The following is a 13,936-nucleotide window of genomic DNA, read 5'->3' on the forward strand; positions in this document are numbered from 1 at the left end:
GGCTATGCAACTGAATGAACGCCAACAAAAAATCGTCGAGATTGTAAAAGAAAATGGACCGATTACAGGGGAGCAAATCGCGCAGGAATTATCGCTGACGCGTGCGACCTTGCGTCCAGATCTTGCGATTTTGACGATGACAGGAATACTTGAAGCAAGACCTCGCGTCGGCTACACGTTCGTTGGCAAACGGAATTCGTCGATGCTCCGCGAAAAGCTAGATTCCTTAACGGTCGGAGATTTTATGTCCTCTGCGAAAGTCGTTCGGGACGAGATGACGGTATATGATGCGATTGTCACGCTCTTCTTAGAAGATGTGGGCTCGCTGTTCGTTGTCGGACGTGACAGAGAACTCGTAGGGGTACTGTCACGTAAAGACCTCCTCCGCGCAGCAATTGGGAATCAAGATTTAGATCAATTGCCGGTCAACGTCATCATGACACGCATGCCGAATATCACGGTTTGCGAGAAAAGCGAGACATTGATTCGTGCGGGAATGAAATTGATTGAGAAGCAAATCGATGCCATGCCGGTCGTTGAAGAGAAGGATGGCAAATTGATTGTTCTCGGTCGGATGACGAAAACGAACATGACGAAGGTGCTCATTGCGTTAGCGAACGATGAGTCGATTTGAGGAGGAAACCGATTTGACTACGAAACAACTCGTTTTTGTGGTAAGTGACTCGGTCGGAGAGACATGTGAGCTCGTCGTCCGAGCAGCGAGTATCCAATTCCATGAGAATGCGATTGATACGCTTCGCATCCCATTCGTTGAGGATGAGCAGACGATTATCGATGTGGTCACACAAGCGAAGGCGCAACACGCAATTATTGCATTCACGCTCGTCAATGAAGAGCATCGCGCGCTTCTCATGAAACTCGGGGAAGAACACCAGGTCAAGACGGTTGACTTGCTCGGTGATTTGCTCGATGTCTTATCGGGACAGCTGAAAGAAGCCCCACGTGAAAAACCGGGACTCATCTATCGCTTGGACGATGATTACTTTCGTAAAATCGAAGCGATGGAATTTGCCGTCAAATATGACGATGGTCGAGACCCGCGTGGTCTGAAAAAAGCCGACATCGTACTCGTCGGCGTCTCGCGAACATCGAAGACACCCCTGTCTCAGTATTTGGCATTGAAGCGATATAAAGTCGCGAACGTCCCACTCGTACCAGAATCACGACCTCCAGAGGAGTTATTTGACTTACCGGCAGAACGGTGTGTCGGGTTAATCATCTCTCCAGAGAAGTTGATTTCGATTCGAATGGAGCGCCTCAAGTCACTCGGTTTGAAGCCGGAAGCGGACTACGCACAACTTGAACGAATCAATCGAGAGCTCGAATATGCTCGCGGGATTTATGAACGAATCGGTTGTGATGTGATCGATGTGACGAACAAGGCGGTCGAAGAGACGGCGGGCATTATCTTACGTCATCTCGAACAATCAAAAGACGACTAATGTGCATAAGTGTTTCAATTAGTAATCGTTGCTTTGAGAGGGTATAATAGAGTATTGACAGTACAGTGAAACGGAACGTGATGAGCGTTCCGTTTCGTTGCGAGATTGGAAACAGGGAGTGGTCAAGATGCCACGGATACCAGATGAAGTCATCGCAGAAGTGAAGCAAGCGACCGATATCGTCGAATTGATTGGCGAGCGTGTCGAATTAAAGAAACAAGGGCATCGGCTTGTCGGGTTATGTCCATTTCATTCCGAAAACTCACCGTCTTTTTCTGTTTCACCTGAAAAAGGGATGTATCACTGTTTCGGCTGTGGTGCCGGAGGGAACGTATTCACGTTCGTGATGGAGACGGAAGGGTTATCTTTTCCTGAGACAGTGGAGCGTTTAGCAACGCGCGCGAATATTTCAGTAGAAGGTATACAAGGGGACGAAGAACTCACACGTGAACAAGTATGGCGTAAACAAATGCGTGATGCACATCGACTCGTCGCGGACTTGTACCATGAAGTCTTGATGAAAACAGAAGCTGGCGAAGTGGGGTTGGCGTATTTGCGAAACCGTGATTTAACGGAAGAAACGATTGCGCAATACAAGATTGGATTTGCCCCAGACCAACGACGCTTTACTGTCGAGTTGTTGGAGCGGCGAGGGTTCGATTTAGAAGTAATGGTTGAGGCAGGTTTAATCTCGAAGTCCAAATCCGGTGAATATTTTGACCGATTTGAAGGACGGGTCGTCTTTCCGATTGCGGATCGAGACGGCACCATCGTTGGCTTCAGTGGACGTGCGATTGATGACCGTCAACCAAAATACGTGAATACGGCTGAAACACCGCTATTCAACAAGAGTGAATTGCTATTTGGCTTCTCTCAAGCCCGGGCATTGATGCGTAAGAAAAAGCGAGTCTTTCTCGTAGAAGGAAACGTAGATGTCTTACAAGTCGCGCAAGCGGGTACACAAGAAGTTGTGGCATCACTTGGGACTGCCTTCTCTCCACAGCATGCAAGAGCATTGTCTCGAATCGTGGAGGAAGTCATCATCTGTTATGACGGAGACCATGCGGGACAAGAGGCGACTCAAAAAGTCATTCGCTTATTAGAGTCATCCCCGCTCGATGTACAAGTTTTACCGTTACCTGAAAAGACAGACCCGGATGATTATATTCGTCAACACGGGGCGTCGCATTGGCAACAGTTTGTCGAGACGGAACAGTTGAGTGTGCTTGATTTTATGAATCGCATGCTCAGACGAGGAAAAAACTTGAACCGAGAAGGAGAACGGATTCGCTTTATTGAATCTATGCTTGAAGAGATCGGTAAGACGAATGATTCGATTCGAAGAGATTTATATGTGAAAAAGCTGGCGGATGAATTTGAGATTTCGATTGAGACGCTTCGTTCGAGAATCCCTCGTCCGACGTCAAGCGAATCGACACCCGTCCGTACGGTGGAGCCTGCGGAACCTGTACGAAAGCGTTCGAGTAAAACGGGCGAACCACGCTGGATGAAAGCAGAGAAGTATTTGTTACGTGCCATGTTGACTGGACCGGAACAAGTCCGCTTTGTACGCGATCGTCTAGGGCTACGTTATCAGGATGAGACACATCGTATGCTAGGTTCGGCATTGTATGAAATCGTCTCTGAGACGATGACACAAGATGAGTTCGATCAAGTGACGTTGCCGTTTATGGAGCGTTACTGCGACCAACGTCCCGATTATGCGATGCGTTTTGCGGAGATCCGACTGATGACTGGACCGGATGAACTGTCTGAAGAGGTTTTAGACGAATACATTCGGGTCATAAACAGTTATGAGGAGCAACGTCAAATCGAGCGTGCAAAAAGGGAAATCGCTCAAGACGCCGAAAGTATTGTTGACCAGGCGTCCAAGCTACAAGAATTGATTGCCCGTAGTCGTCGTCTACGAGAACGATGAACGTGGATGAAGTTTGGAAGGAGTTGAACTGCTAAATGGCAGAGAAGAAGAAAGAGGATTTATTTAACGCCATAGAAGAGCTCGAAAAGTTAGGAAAGAAAAAAGGCGTCGTCTCAATGCAAGCAATTCAGGACCGCCTCAGTCATTTTGAGGTGGACTCGGATTTCATTGATAACTTCATCGAAGATTTAGAAGCGAAAGATATCCGTGTCACAGAGGACGCAGCTGACGCAGAAGAAACACCTGCGAAAAAAGAAGATGAAGAAGTCGACTTAAACGACTTATCGGTACCACCTGGAATTAAAATCAACGACCCGGTCCGAATGTATTTGAAAGAAATTGGTCGTGTCGACCTTCTCAGTGCGAAAGATGAGACGGAGCTTGCGAAACGAATCGAGCAAGGAGACGAAGAAGCGAAAAAACGTCTTGCGGAAGCGAACCTTCGTCTCGTCGTGTCGATTGCGAAACGTTACGTCGGTCGTGGGATGCTCTTCCTTGATTTGATTCAAGAAGGGAACATGGGCCTCATCAAAGCAGTCGAAAAATTCGACTACATGAAAGGGTTCAAATTCTCGACTTATGCGACATGGTGGATTCGTCAGGCCATCACTCGTGCGATTGCTGACCAAGCGCGTACAATCCGGATTCCGGTTCACATGGTCGAAACGATTAACAAATTGATTCGCGTTCAACGTCAATTGCTCCAAGACCTCGGTCGTGAACCTTCTCCAGAAGAGATTGCGAAAGAGATGGAACTCACACCTGAAAAAGTACGTGAGATTCTAAAAATCGCGCAAGAACCGGTGTCACTTGAAACACCGATTGGGGAAGAGGACGATTCACATCTCGGTGACTTCATTGAAGACCAAGATGCGATGGCCCCACAAGATGCGGCAGCCTATGAATTGTTAAAAGAACAGTTAGAAGACGTGCTCGATACGTTGACGGACCGTGAAGAAAACGTTCTTCGTCTTCGTTTCGGTTTAGACGATGGTCGTACACGTACACTTGAAGAAGTCGGAAAAGTGTTCGGCGTCACGCGTGAGCGGATTCGTCAAATCGAGGCGAAAGCTCTTCGTAAATTACGTCACCCAAGTCGTTCTAAACGCTTGAAAGACTTCCTCGATTAAGTTCATATTTGAATAAAGTGTGAAGTTTTAGAAGAAAGGAAGGAAAATGAGTGATTTTCCTTCCTTCTTTATTATTTTTTGAGTAAAATAGTGTTGGATAGAAATTTGGAATGAACATGAGGGGGAACTACAATGCGTAATCCATTGTTACCGTTTGCGGCAATCGCAATCGTCGCAATTATTGCCATGGTATCATTATCGTATTTTGGTGTGAATCAGGCGCAACAAGCGGCTGAAGGTCCAGCAGTCACTGAAATGAACCCGGAAGAGTTATATGCAGCGAAGGGTTGCACAGGTTGCCACGGCGGAAACCTTGAAGGTGGCGTTGGTCCAGCACTTACTGGTGTTGGCGATCGTCTTTCACCAGAAGAAATCGCAAACATCATTGTCAACGGACAAGGTGCGATGCCTGCAGGTCTAGCATCAGCTGAAGAAGCAGAAGTGCTTGCGAACTGGTTGATTGAACAATAAGAAGTGGCGCACTCCGTAGCGGGGTGCGTTTTTTGTTGTCGAAGTGTAAAGAATTCGATACGCTAGGGAAGAAGTAGAACAAAGGAGTTGTCTTACATGCAAGAACGTGTCATCTTAGATCGGCGCTTGAAGCAAGTTGTCGATTATATCCCGAAAGGAAGCGTGCTCGCTGATATTGGGTCGGATCACGCATATGTGCCATGCTATGCCCTTCAACAAGGAATCATTTCAAAGGGGATTGCTGGCGAAGTAAATGTTGGTCCGATGGAGGCCGCAAAAGCGCAAGTGGACTTGATTGGAGCACGAGAAGTCATCGATGTGCGTCTCGGTGATGGTCTGGCTGTACTACATGAAGACGAAGCGACATGTATCTCGATTTGTGGGATGGGAGGAAGTTTGATTCGTTCGATTCTTGAAGCAGGCAAGGAAAAGCTCGGTGCAGTCGAGCGTCTGATTCTTCAACCGAATGTCGACGGACAACACGTTCGGAGTTGGCTACTTGAGAACGGATATGTTCTCGTTGAAGAAGCGATTGTCGAAGAAAATGATAAAGTATATGAGATTCTCGTCGGCGAAAAAGGGTCTGAGACGATTTATAGTGACGATCTCACAGAACGGATTTGGCAACTATTATTCGGTCCATATTTGATTCAGGAACGCCCTGAGGCGTTCAAACTGAAGTGGAGTCGTGAAGCGGATAAGCTCGAATACGTACTCGGTCAAATGGCAGATGGCATTCAGTCAGAGGCGTTGGTTCAAAAACAAATCGAATTCAAACGGATGCGTGACAAAATGAGAGAGGTGAGTCAGTAATGGCGAACGGCAATCAAGTGATTCAGTTGTTTGAAGAGTTTGCGCCAAAGCATTTAGCTGTCGAAGGCGATAAAATCGGCTTGCAGATTGGATCACTCAATAAAGATGTCAAACGGGTCATGGTGACGCTCGATGTGCTTGAATCGGTCGTGGATGAAGCGATTGAGAAAAAAGTGGATTTGATCATTGCCCATCATCCGCCCATCTTTAGTCCGTTATCTCAAGTCAATGATCGTTCTACGGCAGGGAAAATCACGATGAAATGTATTCAGCATGACATCGCAGTCTACGTGGCACATACGAATTTAGATGTCTGTGTTGGCGGTGTGAACGATTGGATGAGTGAAGCGATCGGGTTGCACGACACAAAAGTACTCGTACCAACGTATGAGGAACCAGTCTATAAATTAACGGTGTTCGTGCCGGAATCACACGCAGAAGACGTGTCACGTGCATTAGGCAAAGCTGGTGCCGGACATATCGGAGACTATGCGGATTGTCAGTTCCGAGTTTCTGGAAAAGGACAATTCACTCCTCTTGAAGGGACGACACCATTCATTGGTAGAGTTCACGAGACAGAACAAGTCGATGAGGTTCGAATCGAGACGGTCGTCCGCGAAAGCCAGAAGAAGCGAGTCTTGAAAGCGATGAAAGATGCTCATCCTTATGAAGAAGTGGCATACGACATGATTCGAGATGAGATTGAAGGGCACGTATATGGCTTAGGACGTATCGGTAAACTTGAACAGGCATTAACACTTGAAGCGTTCGCTGACCATGTGAAAACAAGCTTTGGAGTGGAAGGTGTCCGTTTCGTCGGAGACCCGAAACGATTGATTGAGAAAGTGGCTGTACTTGGAGGGGACGGAAACAAATATGTTTCCGCTGCACATTTCAAAGGAGCAGATGCTTACGTAACGGGTGATTTATACTTCCACGTGGCGCATGATGCGATGGCGTTAGGACTCGCGGTCGTCGACCCAGGACACCATGTCGAAAGTGTCATGAAGCATGGCGTGGTCGGGATTCTCACAGAGAAGTTTCAGAAAGCGAAAATTGATGTCGAGTTGATGATTTCCGAAGCGAACACGAACCCGTTCCAATTCAGATGACAAAAAAATCCCCCATTTTCTCGTTGAGAATGGGGGATTCGTTCACTTACGCAATGCCTTTACTTTCGGTAAGATACTGCGAAGTTCGAGATATGGTGTTTTATCATGTGTACTCAAATCTTCTGGATCGTACTGTGACAAGAAATCGATGACCTTTTTCGTGATCGGTGTCGGTGTAGATGCGCCAGACGTCACGGCGACGGTCTCGACACCCTCGAGCCAGTTTAAATCAAGTTCGCTCAAATCGCCGATGCGATATGCATTTGTGCCGGCAATCTCTTTAGAGACTTGCGCCAAACGATTCGAGTTATTTGATTTTGGATCGCCGACGACGATTAATAATTCGCAGTCTCCGGCTTGTTCGGCCACGGCTTCTTGACGAACTTGAGTCGCATTACAAATTTCGTTATGCACTTCAACGTGTGGATAGCGGGACTGAATCGTCTCAATCAGTGCAGAGACATCCCATTGACTCATCGTCGTCTGGTTCGTCACGAGAATTTTCCGGTCGAATAACCGACTCGGTAACTGATCGATTTCATGTTCATATTGAATCAAATGAACATGGTTCGGTGCGACTCCAATCGCGCCCTCTGGTTCTGGGTGGCCATGTTTCCCGATATAGATGACATCATATCCTTCGGCCGTTTTTTCCCGGATCAAGTCGTGTGTGACAAGGACGTCAGGACAAGAGGCATCGACAATCGTCAATCCCTTTTCAATGGCACGTTTACGGACGAGTGGGGAAATCCCGTGCGCCGTGAAGACGACCGTTCCGCGGTCGATGGTTTCAAGCGCCTGCATCCGGTCCTCACCGTCAACGGTTTTGACACCGAGATCCTCGAACGCCTGTGTGACATGACGGTTATGGACAATCATTCCGAGTATATGAATCGGGCGTGGCAAATCTGGATTTGCAACTGCCTCATTTGCGAGTTTCATGGCATCAACGACACCATAGCAATATCCGCGTGGACTAATTTTTTTAACTTTCATATGAAGACGAAGGCTCCTTTCGAAGTGCTTTCATACGTATTAGTCTAACATTGTTTCGAAAATACGAAAAGATTTGCGTGTATTCATGCTATAATTTTTAGGTTAGAAAGGAGGGACATCGTGAATCGAATGAAACAGTTGCGTGAACTTAAAAAATCATACTTTTTCCAAATTACGTTTATCATCATCATTATTTTAGCACTTGTTATCTCGTCGCTTGCATTCTCTGCTGATCGCGTCACGGTGTCTCGTGCAGAAGAGCTGGCGAAAGAGCAATTTGACTATGCGATTGACGATAGTATTGAAAATGTCGAGTCCCGACTCGGCAAATTGTATGAGGACCTGGTTTATCTTGGAGCTTACGTCGGAAACGAACCATGGATTGAAGAACGTATCCGGACAGGGTATTTAAATCAACGAACGAGTTTTACATCGATTTTCTATTATGATGTCAGCAAGAATTCGTTTAAATGGTATTCTGAGCGTCAAGTTTCCTCTTCTGTGATCAAACGTGACCCCAAGTTCGCAGAAGTATTGACTGCGAGTGGAAAAGAACTATATATGAGTGACCCTATCATGATTAGTGGGGACATGGGAACATTCTTATATGTTCCTGTCATTGAAGACAATCGGCCAATCGGTATTTTTGGTGGAAGCATCAGCGTGCTCAACTCCGATTTGTACCGTCGGTCGCTCGAGTCAGCGAATGATGACATGATTCTTTACCTGTTAGATGAACAAGGAGAAGTGTTGACGACTTCATTCAACTTGGTCACAGATGCAGAACGTCGCGTATCACGTGAAGTCATTGACGACGTACTAGGAAGGAGTACACGTACGATTTTAAGTACGGAAGAAGACACGATGATGTACGAACCGGATGCACGAGTCAGTGGCTGGAGCATACTTGCAAAACATCAGAACGACTCTGTATATGAGACGGTCTACGATACGCGTTGGCAGTATTTGATGATTGCACTTGTGACGTTCTTCTTGAGCATCCTTGTCGGATTGTTGCTCTCGCGAACGTTGACGAACCCGCTGGTCGAACTTGTCAATCAGATCAAGAAGCAACAGTCACTCGGTGCCATCACGCTTGAGAGGACCGGTTCAAAAGAAGTTGAGACGTTACTGGATACGTATAACGATTACGCCCAGCGGATGGAAACATCAAGGCGTGAACAGTTGAGCCAGCAACAATTGATTTTGCATCAAGAAAAGCTAGCGTCACTTGGACAATTGGCAGCCGGGATTGCCCATGAGATTCGAAACCCGCTCACACCGGTGCATATCACCTTACAGTTGGCACGAGAAGGACAAAGCAATAAAGACATGGTAGACGTCGCCATCAAAGAGTTGGAGCGGGCGAATGATTTAATCTCGACGATGCTGACACTCGCCAAACCTGATCAGGCAGGAAGAGACGAAGAATGGATTGATATGTTAGACTTTGCGAAGCGACTCGAATTCTTGATGGATGCTGAATGTTACAAGCGTCCGACCAAATGGGAATTACTCGTTCCGAATGATATGCCTCCTTTCTATGCCTCGTTCGATATGCTCGTTCAAATCATCTATAACCTGTTCAAAAACGCGGTCGAGGCTGTCGAGTCGAAAGCCGCAGAGGGAAGTGTTGTCGTGACCGTCCTCTTTACGGAGCAGGAATATCGGTTCTTAATTGAAGATAACGGGATTGGCATGACGGAAGAACAACTCAAGACAGTCGGTTCGGCATTCAACACGACGAAGGACAACGGAAACGGTCTTGGGATTTATATGATTCATGAATACTTGAAGAGTGTGAACGGATCGATGGAGATTGATAGCGTCGTCGACAAAGGAACGGCGATGTTGATCAAAATTCCAAGGAGAGATCCATCATGAAAACCCTCAAACACTATTGGCTTTGGTTACCAATCGTTTGGGCCATGACGATCCTACTGATCACATCGATTCAATTACCGGAGCAAAAAACAGATGAAAAAGAAGTCGGATTCGTGTTCGTCAGCGATAAACATGAGCATGCGAACAAGCTGTTAGACTCGTTCGTTCATACGGCCAACCAAAAAGGATTTATTCCGATTCCTACGACGAGTGAAGATTCGCGCGTGTTAGAAAAAGAAAAATTGGACTCCTTGATTGACCGGGGTGTCGAGGCCATCTTCTTGACGACGCTCGATGACACGTTCATCCAACCGTCGTTAGAACGTGCAAAACGAGAAAATATTCCGATTATTGCGATTGACCGGATGATTGATCATCCGAGTGTCTTGACATCGGTCGTCTCTGACAATGTCGATATCGGTCGGATGGCAGCGGAACAAATTGCCGCGAAATATAGCGACCTGGATCGACCGATTCGTGTCGTCGAAGTGAGAGGTACGCCGCAGGTACGCTCCACGATGGACCGCAGTCTTGGGATTCGGGAATATGAAAAAGCGAATGCCGACCAATTCGAGATCATTGCCTCCATCACGGGGAACTATGATACGTTCCAAGCAGAGATTGAGATGTCACGTTGGTTAGAAGAAGAAATTCCGTTTGATGCTGTCTTTTCGCACAATGACGATAATACGTTCGGCGTCGTTCGAGCTTTAGAAAGTCATGACTTAACGGACAAGACGATCGTATCGGTAGACGGCATTTCTGATATTTATCCACTCATTCAAAATGGGAAAGTCAATGCGACTGTCGTACAGTCGCCAAACGAGATGATGGAAGTCGGCTTCAAAGCGCTCGAACAACATTTAAATGGAAAGAAAATTGCCAAGCATTATTATTCATCGAGTTATTTATATGAAGGCGTGGCAAAAGATTGATTGACAAATGATTTGATTCCGCTATGCTAGGAAAAGTGGAAAGAAACAGGAGGTGTATCGATTGAACAGCTTCCAACAGTTCAAATTGCTACCGTTTATGATCGATGCGTTAACAGAAAAACGCATCACGAAACCGACCGATATACAAGCACGGATTATTCCGGCTGCACTAAATGGTCGAGATATTATTGGGAAATCACAAACAGGAACGGGGAAAACACTTGCGTTCCTATTACCGATCGTAGAAGCGATCAACCCAGAAGAAGAATCTGTCCAAGCAATCGTTGTCGCACCGACACGTGAACTCGCATGGCAGATCCATGAAGAATTAAAATCAATCCTCATTAAGAATCCGGATTACATCAAATCAAGTTTGATTGTCGGAGGAACAGACCGCGAACGTCAAATCGATAAGATGAAAAATCCACCACAACTCATTATCGGGACACCGGGACGAATCCTTGACTTGATGAAAGCACAAGCATTGTTCCCGCATAAAGTGACGCATTTCGTTGTCGATGAAGCTGACCAAATGCTCGATATGGGATTCTTGCCGGAAGTTGACCGCATTGCGCAATCACTTCCAGAAAAACTTCAAACGATGGTCTTCTCAGCGACAATCCCTGAGAAGCTCGAGCCGTTCTTGAAGCGTTACTTGCACGACCCGCGCTTTGCTGAAGCGAGCCCGGAACATCGTGTCGCACCAAAAATCAAGCACCACGTCATTCCGGTACGTCACCGTGACCGTAAGGAATTGACCGTCGAAATTGCAAAAGCAATCAATCCGTTCGTCTGTCTCGTATTCACTAATACGAAACAAGAAGCGGATGAATTGGAGACATCATTCCGTGAAGCGGGACTGAATGTTGGTACGTTACACGGGGACATGCAGGCACGTCGCCGTAAACAAGCCATCAAGGACATTAATGACGCGAAGTATCAATACGTGATTGCTACAGACTTGGCAGCTCGAGGAATCGACATCTCAGGCGTTTCTCACGTCATCAACCATGGGATTCCGAAAGACCTTGACTTCTACACGCACCGTGTCGGTCGTACAGGTCGTGCGGGCGCATCTGGTGAGGCATACACATTATATGAGGACCATGAAAATGGACCAATCAACCGACTCGAAGAACGAGGGTTCGAATTCACACACGTGGACTTGCGCAATGGTTCGATTCAGCCAATCAAAACACGTCGTCGTCGCCAAACGGACCGGAAGATGAAAGTCTCACATACGGCACATAGTCGTATGGCCGGTGAAATCAAGAAGGCGAAGAAGAAAGTCAAACCTGGCTATAAGAAGAAATTTAAGTATAAGTTAAAAGAGACGGCTTCACGCGAGCACATGCAACAGCAACGCTCGGATCGTCGTGCTGCTCGTAAGAAAAACAAGCGTTAATCGTTTGAAGAATCGACTTCTTGGAGTCGGTTCTTCTTTTTGTGTAAACTGAAGATAGAAGCTTATGAAGGGAAGATGATGATGTTAAAAATAGGTTCACACGTTTCGGTATCAGGTAAAAAAATGCTACTTGCAGGTAGTGAAGAGGCTGTTTCATATGGGGCGAATACGATGATGGTGTATACGGGAGCTCCTCAAAATACACGTCGAAAGCCGATTGAGGATTTGAATATCGAGGCTGCACTCACACATATGGCTGCTCACGATATCGAAGAGATTGTCGTCCATGCACCTTATATCATTAACCTCGGAAATACGACAAAACCTGAGACGTTCGAATTGGCCGTTTCATTTTTGACACAAGAGTTGAAGCGTGCTGAAGCACTCCAAGTTGCTCGCCATGTCGTTCTTCACCCAGGGGCTCATGTTGGTGCCGGGGAAGACATTGGTCTTGCCCGGATCATTGAAGGACTGAATGAAGTGTTGACTGGTGACGAACAGGTTAAGATTGCGCTTGAGACGATGGCAGGGAAGGGAAGCGAGCTCGGAAAGACGTTTGAAGAATTGGCAACAATCATAGACGGCGTCACACACAATGACCGTCTCTCTGTCTGTTTCGATACGTGTCATGTACATGATGCAGGCTACGACTTAGTCGGTGATTTGGACGGAGTGATTGAAGAATTCGATCGAATCGTCGGTCTCGACCGTCTTGGTGTGATTCATGTGAATGATTCAAAAAACGTGCGCGGTGCGAGAAAAGACCGGCACGAAAATATCGGGTATGGTGAGATTGGATTCGATACATTAAATCGAATCATTCATCATGAGGCATTTGCACATCTGCCAAAAATTTTAGAGACACCATACATCCCTGTTAGTGAAAAAACGAAAGTGGCACCTTATAAACAAGAAATCGAGATGTTCCGTGCGAATCAATTTGATCCAGAATGGCGTGAACGCTTCACGCTTTCTCATCAATAAGCGATGGCGATCCTTCAGGTCGATCCGAATCGATATGATGTGTGGCACGCATTCCCGACCTATTTTCTTGAACAGAGTCCCGTTTATGTGAAAGGGTCCGTGACGACCCCGACAGCGTTCATCGAAGTGATGGGACATGGGATTGTGGCAGAGGCAGAAGTATTGTTAGTGGAAATGATTGAACAACCTGACGATCCGTACTGGCTTGGCGCTGAGAAGGAAGAAGTGGCGACGTATAGCTTGGTCGATTTAATCCAACTTCATTTCCATCATCCACTTTTGAAAATAGGGATGTATGAGGCGGACGAGCCGTACGAGTCGATTCATCAGAAATGGATGGATGGGTACCATGTCCCCTCATCGAAATGGACAAAAGAGGATTATGAAGCGCATTTGTTTCGGGAGAACCTTGTCGCTCCCTATGCTCCGGTGACAACGTGCTCGGTTTGTGAGATCAATCTTTTCGAACGATATGGAAACGGTGCATCGAAACTGATGGAATATCATCTGCAAGATGACCACGGAATTTGGGTGTGTCCGACCTGTCATAAAGCGATTCATGCGTTAGACTAAAAAAACGATGCCTGAGAGGCATCGTTTTTTTAGAATGGCCAGTTTGCCACGACGAATTGATATACTTTCATCCCGAGGAAGACCCCGAAGATTCCGACGACACCTGGTAACACAGGCGGGGCTGGCAATGGCAATTTGAGTGCTGTGAAGATAGCACCACAGATTAAGCCAGCGAGTAGTGAAAGCAGAATTTCTTGCATGTATGATTCCTCCGTCTCTTCTGATGAAAGC

General features: G+C 46.6%; 14 protein-coding genes. 12 read left to right on the forward strand and 2 right to left on the reverse strand.

The annotated features are described in order from the left end of the window. The first annotated feature begins 4 nt into the window (after positions 1 to 4). The 7 genes from ccpN (at position 5) to KNP62_RS01035 (ending at position 6,928) form a co-directional block, all read left to right on the forward strand. Positions 5 to 634 carry a transcriptional regulator CcpN gene (gene ccpN / locus KNP62_RS01005; protein ID WP_074033362.1) on the forward strand — a complete coding sequence of 210 codons (630 nt, stop codon included), beginning with the start codon at positions 5 to 7 and terminating at the stop codon, positions 632 to 634. After that, entirely contained in the window at positions 621 to 1,463 is an 843-nt protein-coding gene (locus KNP62_RS01010) for a pyruvate, water dikinase regulatory protein (protein WP_214693090.1), read from the forward strand. The genes ccpN and KNP62_RS01010 overlap by 14 nt, the downstream gene beginning before the upstream one ends. A gap of 127 nt (positions 1,464 to 1,590) precedes the next feature. After that, the gene (gene dnaG, locus KNP62_RS01015) at positions 1,591 to 3,402 is read left to right on the forward strand and encodes a DNA primase (protein WP_214782304.1); all 1,812 of its coding nucleotides are present in this window, start codon (positions 1,591 to 1,593) and stop codon (positions 3,400 to 3,402) included. Between the two features lie 35 nt (positions 3,403 to 3,437). Beyond that, positions 3,438 to 4,532 (forward strand): RNA polymerase sigma factor RpoD, encoded by a 1,095-nt coding sequence (gene rpoD / locus KNP62_RS01020; protein WP_012726640.1) that lies wholly within the window; start codon positions 3,438 to 3,440, stop codon positions 4,530 to 4,532. A 132-nt stretch (positions 4,533 to 4,664) separates the two neighbouring features. Then, complete coding sequence (gene cccA, locus KNP62_RS01025) at positions 4,665 to 5,003, forward strand: cytochrome c550 (protein ID WP_012726639.1); 339 nt, start codon at positions 4,665 to 4,667, stop codon at positions 5,001 to 5,003. 96 nt (positions 5,004 to 5,099) lie between these two features. After that, positions 5,100 to 5,816 (forward strand): tRNA (adenine(22)-N(1))-methyltransferase, encoded by a 717-nt coding sequence (locus KNP62_RS01030; protein WP_214782307.1) that lies wholly within the window; start codon positions 5,100 to 5,102, stop codon positions 5,814 to 5,816. Then, positions 5,816 to 6,928 carry a Nif3-like dinuclear metal center hexameric protein gene (locus tag KNP62_RS01035; RefSeq protein WP_214782310.1) on the forward strand — a complete coding sequence of 371 codons (1,113 nt, stop codon included), beginning with the start codon at positions 5,816 to 5,818 and terminating at the stop codon, positions 6,926 to 6,928. The genes KNP62_RS01030 and KNP62_RS01035 overlap by 1 nt, the downstream gene beginning before the upstream one ends. Before the next feature lie 42 nt (positions 6,929 to 6,970). Here KNP62_RS01035 and KNP62_RS01040 read toward each other — a convergent pair whose 3' ends face one another. Beyond that, entirely contained in the window at positions 6,971 to 7,924 is a 954-nt protein-coding gene (locus tag KNP62_RS01040) for a 4-hydroxy-3-methylbut-2-enyl diphosphate reductase (protein WP_214749202.1), read from the reverse strand. Between the two features lie 129 nt (positions 7,925 to 8,053). On the opposite strand from KNP62_RS01040, the gene KNP62_RS01045 reads away from it, so the two are divergent. The 5 genes from KNP62_RS01045 (at position 8,054) to KNP62_RS01065 (ending at position 13,705) form a co-directional block, all read left to right on the forward strand. Further along, positions 8,054 to 9,808, forward strand: a complete 1,755-nt coding sequence (locus KNP62_RS01045) for a sensor histidine kinase (protein ID WP_251125585.1) — start codon at positions 8,054 to 8,056, stop codon at positions 9,806 to 9,808. Continuing rightward, positions 9,805 to 10,743, forward strand: a complete 939-nt coding sequence (locus KNP62_RS01050; RefSeq protein ID WP_214782316.1) for a sugar ABC transporter substrate-binding protein — start codon at positions 9,805 to 9,807, stop codon at positions 10,741 to 10,743. The genes KNP62_RS01045 and KNP62_RS01050 overlap by 4 nt, the downstream gene beginning before the upstream one ends. 61 nt (positions 10,744 to 10,804) lie before the next feature. Next, the gene (locus KNP62_RS01055; protein ID WP_214693072.1) at positions 10,805 to 12,148 is read left to right on the forward strand and encodes a DEAD/DEAH box helicase; all 1,344 of its coding nucleotides are present in this window, start codon (positions 10,805 to 10,807) and stop codon (positions 12,146 to 12,148) included. An 81-nt stretch (positions 12,149 to 12,229) separates the two neighbouring features. Continuing rightward, positions 12,230 to 13,132: a deoxyribonuclease IV gene (locus KNP62_RS01060; RefSeq protein ID WP_214749337.1), complete on the forward strand. Its 903-nt coding sequence runs from the start codon at positions 12,230 to 12,232 to the stop codon at positions 13,130 to 13,132. Between the two features lie 3 nt (positions 13,133 to 13,135). Further along, positions 13,136 to 13,705 (forward strand): hypothetical protein, encoded by a 570-nt coding sequence (locus KNP62_RS01065; protein WP_214782318.1) that lies wholly within the window; start codon positions 13,136 to 13,138, stop codon positions 13,703 to 13,705. Positions 13,706 to 13,734: 29 nt separating this feature from the next. Here the strand turns inward: KNP62_RS01065 and KNP62_RS01070 are convergent, their stop codons facing one another. After that, entirely contained in the window at positions 13,735 to 13,905 is a 171-nt protein-coding gene (locus KNP62_RS01070; RefSeq protein ID WP_074033351.1) for a DUF1427 family protein, read from the reverse strand. Positions 13,906 to 13,936 lie beyond the last annotated feature (31 nt).

This window comes from Exiguobacterium sp. s183 (genome assembly GCF_018617655.1).
GTDB classification, from domain to species: domain Bacteria; phylum Bacillota; class Bacilli; order Exiguobacteriales; family Exiguobacteriaceae; genus Exiguobacterium; species Exiguobacterium aestuarii_A.

What these genes read in the sequence shown, in the direction of transcription:
- ccpN (WP_074033362.1), top strand. Translation starts at nt 5, where the DNA reads ATGCAACTGAATGAACGCCAACAAAAAATCGTCGAGATTGTAAAAGAA.
- KNP62_RS01010 (WP_214693090.1), top strand. Translation starts at nt 621, where the DNA reads ATGAGTCGATTTGAGGAGGAAACCGATTTGACTACGAAACAACTCGTT.
- dnaG (WP_214782304.1), top strand. Translation starts at nt 1,591, where the DNA reads ATGCCACGGATACCAGATGAAGTCATCGCAGAAGTGAAGCAAGCGACC.
- rpoD (WP_012726640.1), top strand. Translation starts at nt 3,438, where the DNA reads ATGGCAGAGAAGAAGAAAGAGGATTTATTTAACGCCATAGAAGAGCTC.
- cccA (WP_012726639.1), top strand. Translation starts at nt 4,665, where the DNA reads ATGCGTAATCCATTGTTACCGTTTGCGGCAATCGCAATCGTCGCAATT.
- KNP62_RS01030 (WP_214782307.1), top strand. Translation starts at nt 5,100, where the DNA reads ATGCAAGAACGTGTCATCTTAGATCGGCGCTTGAAGCAAGTTGTCGAT.
- KNP62_RS01035 (WP_214782310.1), top strand. Translation starts at nt 5,816, where the DNA reads ATGGCGAACGGCAATCAAGTGATTCAGTTGTTTGAAGAGTTTGCGCCA.
- KNP62_RS01040 (WP_214749202.1), bottom strand. Translation starts at nt 7,924, where the DNA reads ATGAAAGTTAAAAAAATTAGTCCACGCGGATATTGCTATGGTGTCGTT.
- KNP62_RS01045 (WP_251125585.1), top strand. Translation starts at nt 8,054, where the DNA reads ATGAAACAGTTGCGTGAACTTAAAAAATCATACTTTTTCCAAATTACG.
- KNP62_RS01050 (WP_214782316.1), top strand. Translation starts at nt 9,805, where the DNA reads ATGAAAACCCTCAAACACTATTGGCTTTGGTTACCAATCGTTTGGGCC.
- KNP62_RS01060 (WP_214749337.1), top strand. Translation starts at nt 12,230, where the DNA reads ATGTTAAAAATAGGTTCACACGTTTCGGTATCAGGTAAAAAAATGCTA.
- KNP62_RS01065 (WP_214782318.1), top strand. Translation starts at nt 13,136, where the DNA reads ATGGCGATCCTTCAGGTCGATCCGAATCGATATGATGTGTGGCACGCA.
- KNP62_RS01070 (WP_074033351.1), bottom strand. Translation starts at nt 13,905, where the DNA reads ATGCAAGAAATTCTGCTTTCACTACTCGCTGGCTTAATCTGTGGTGCT.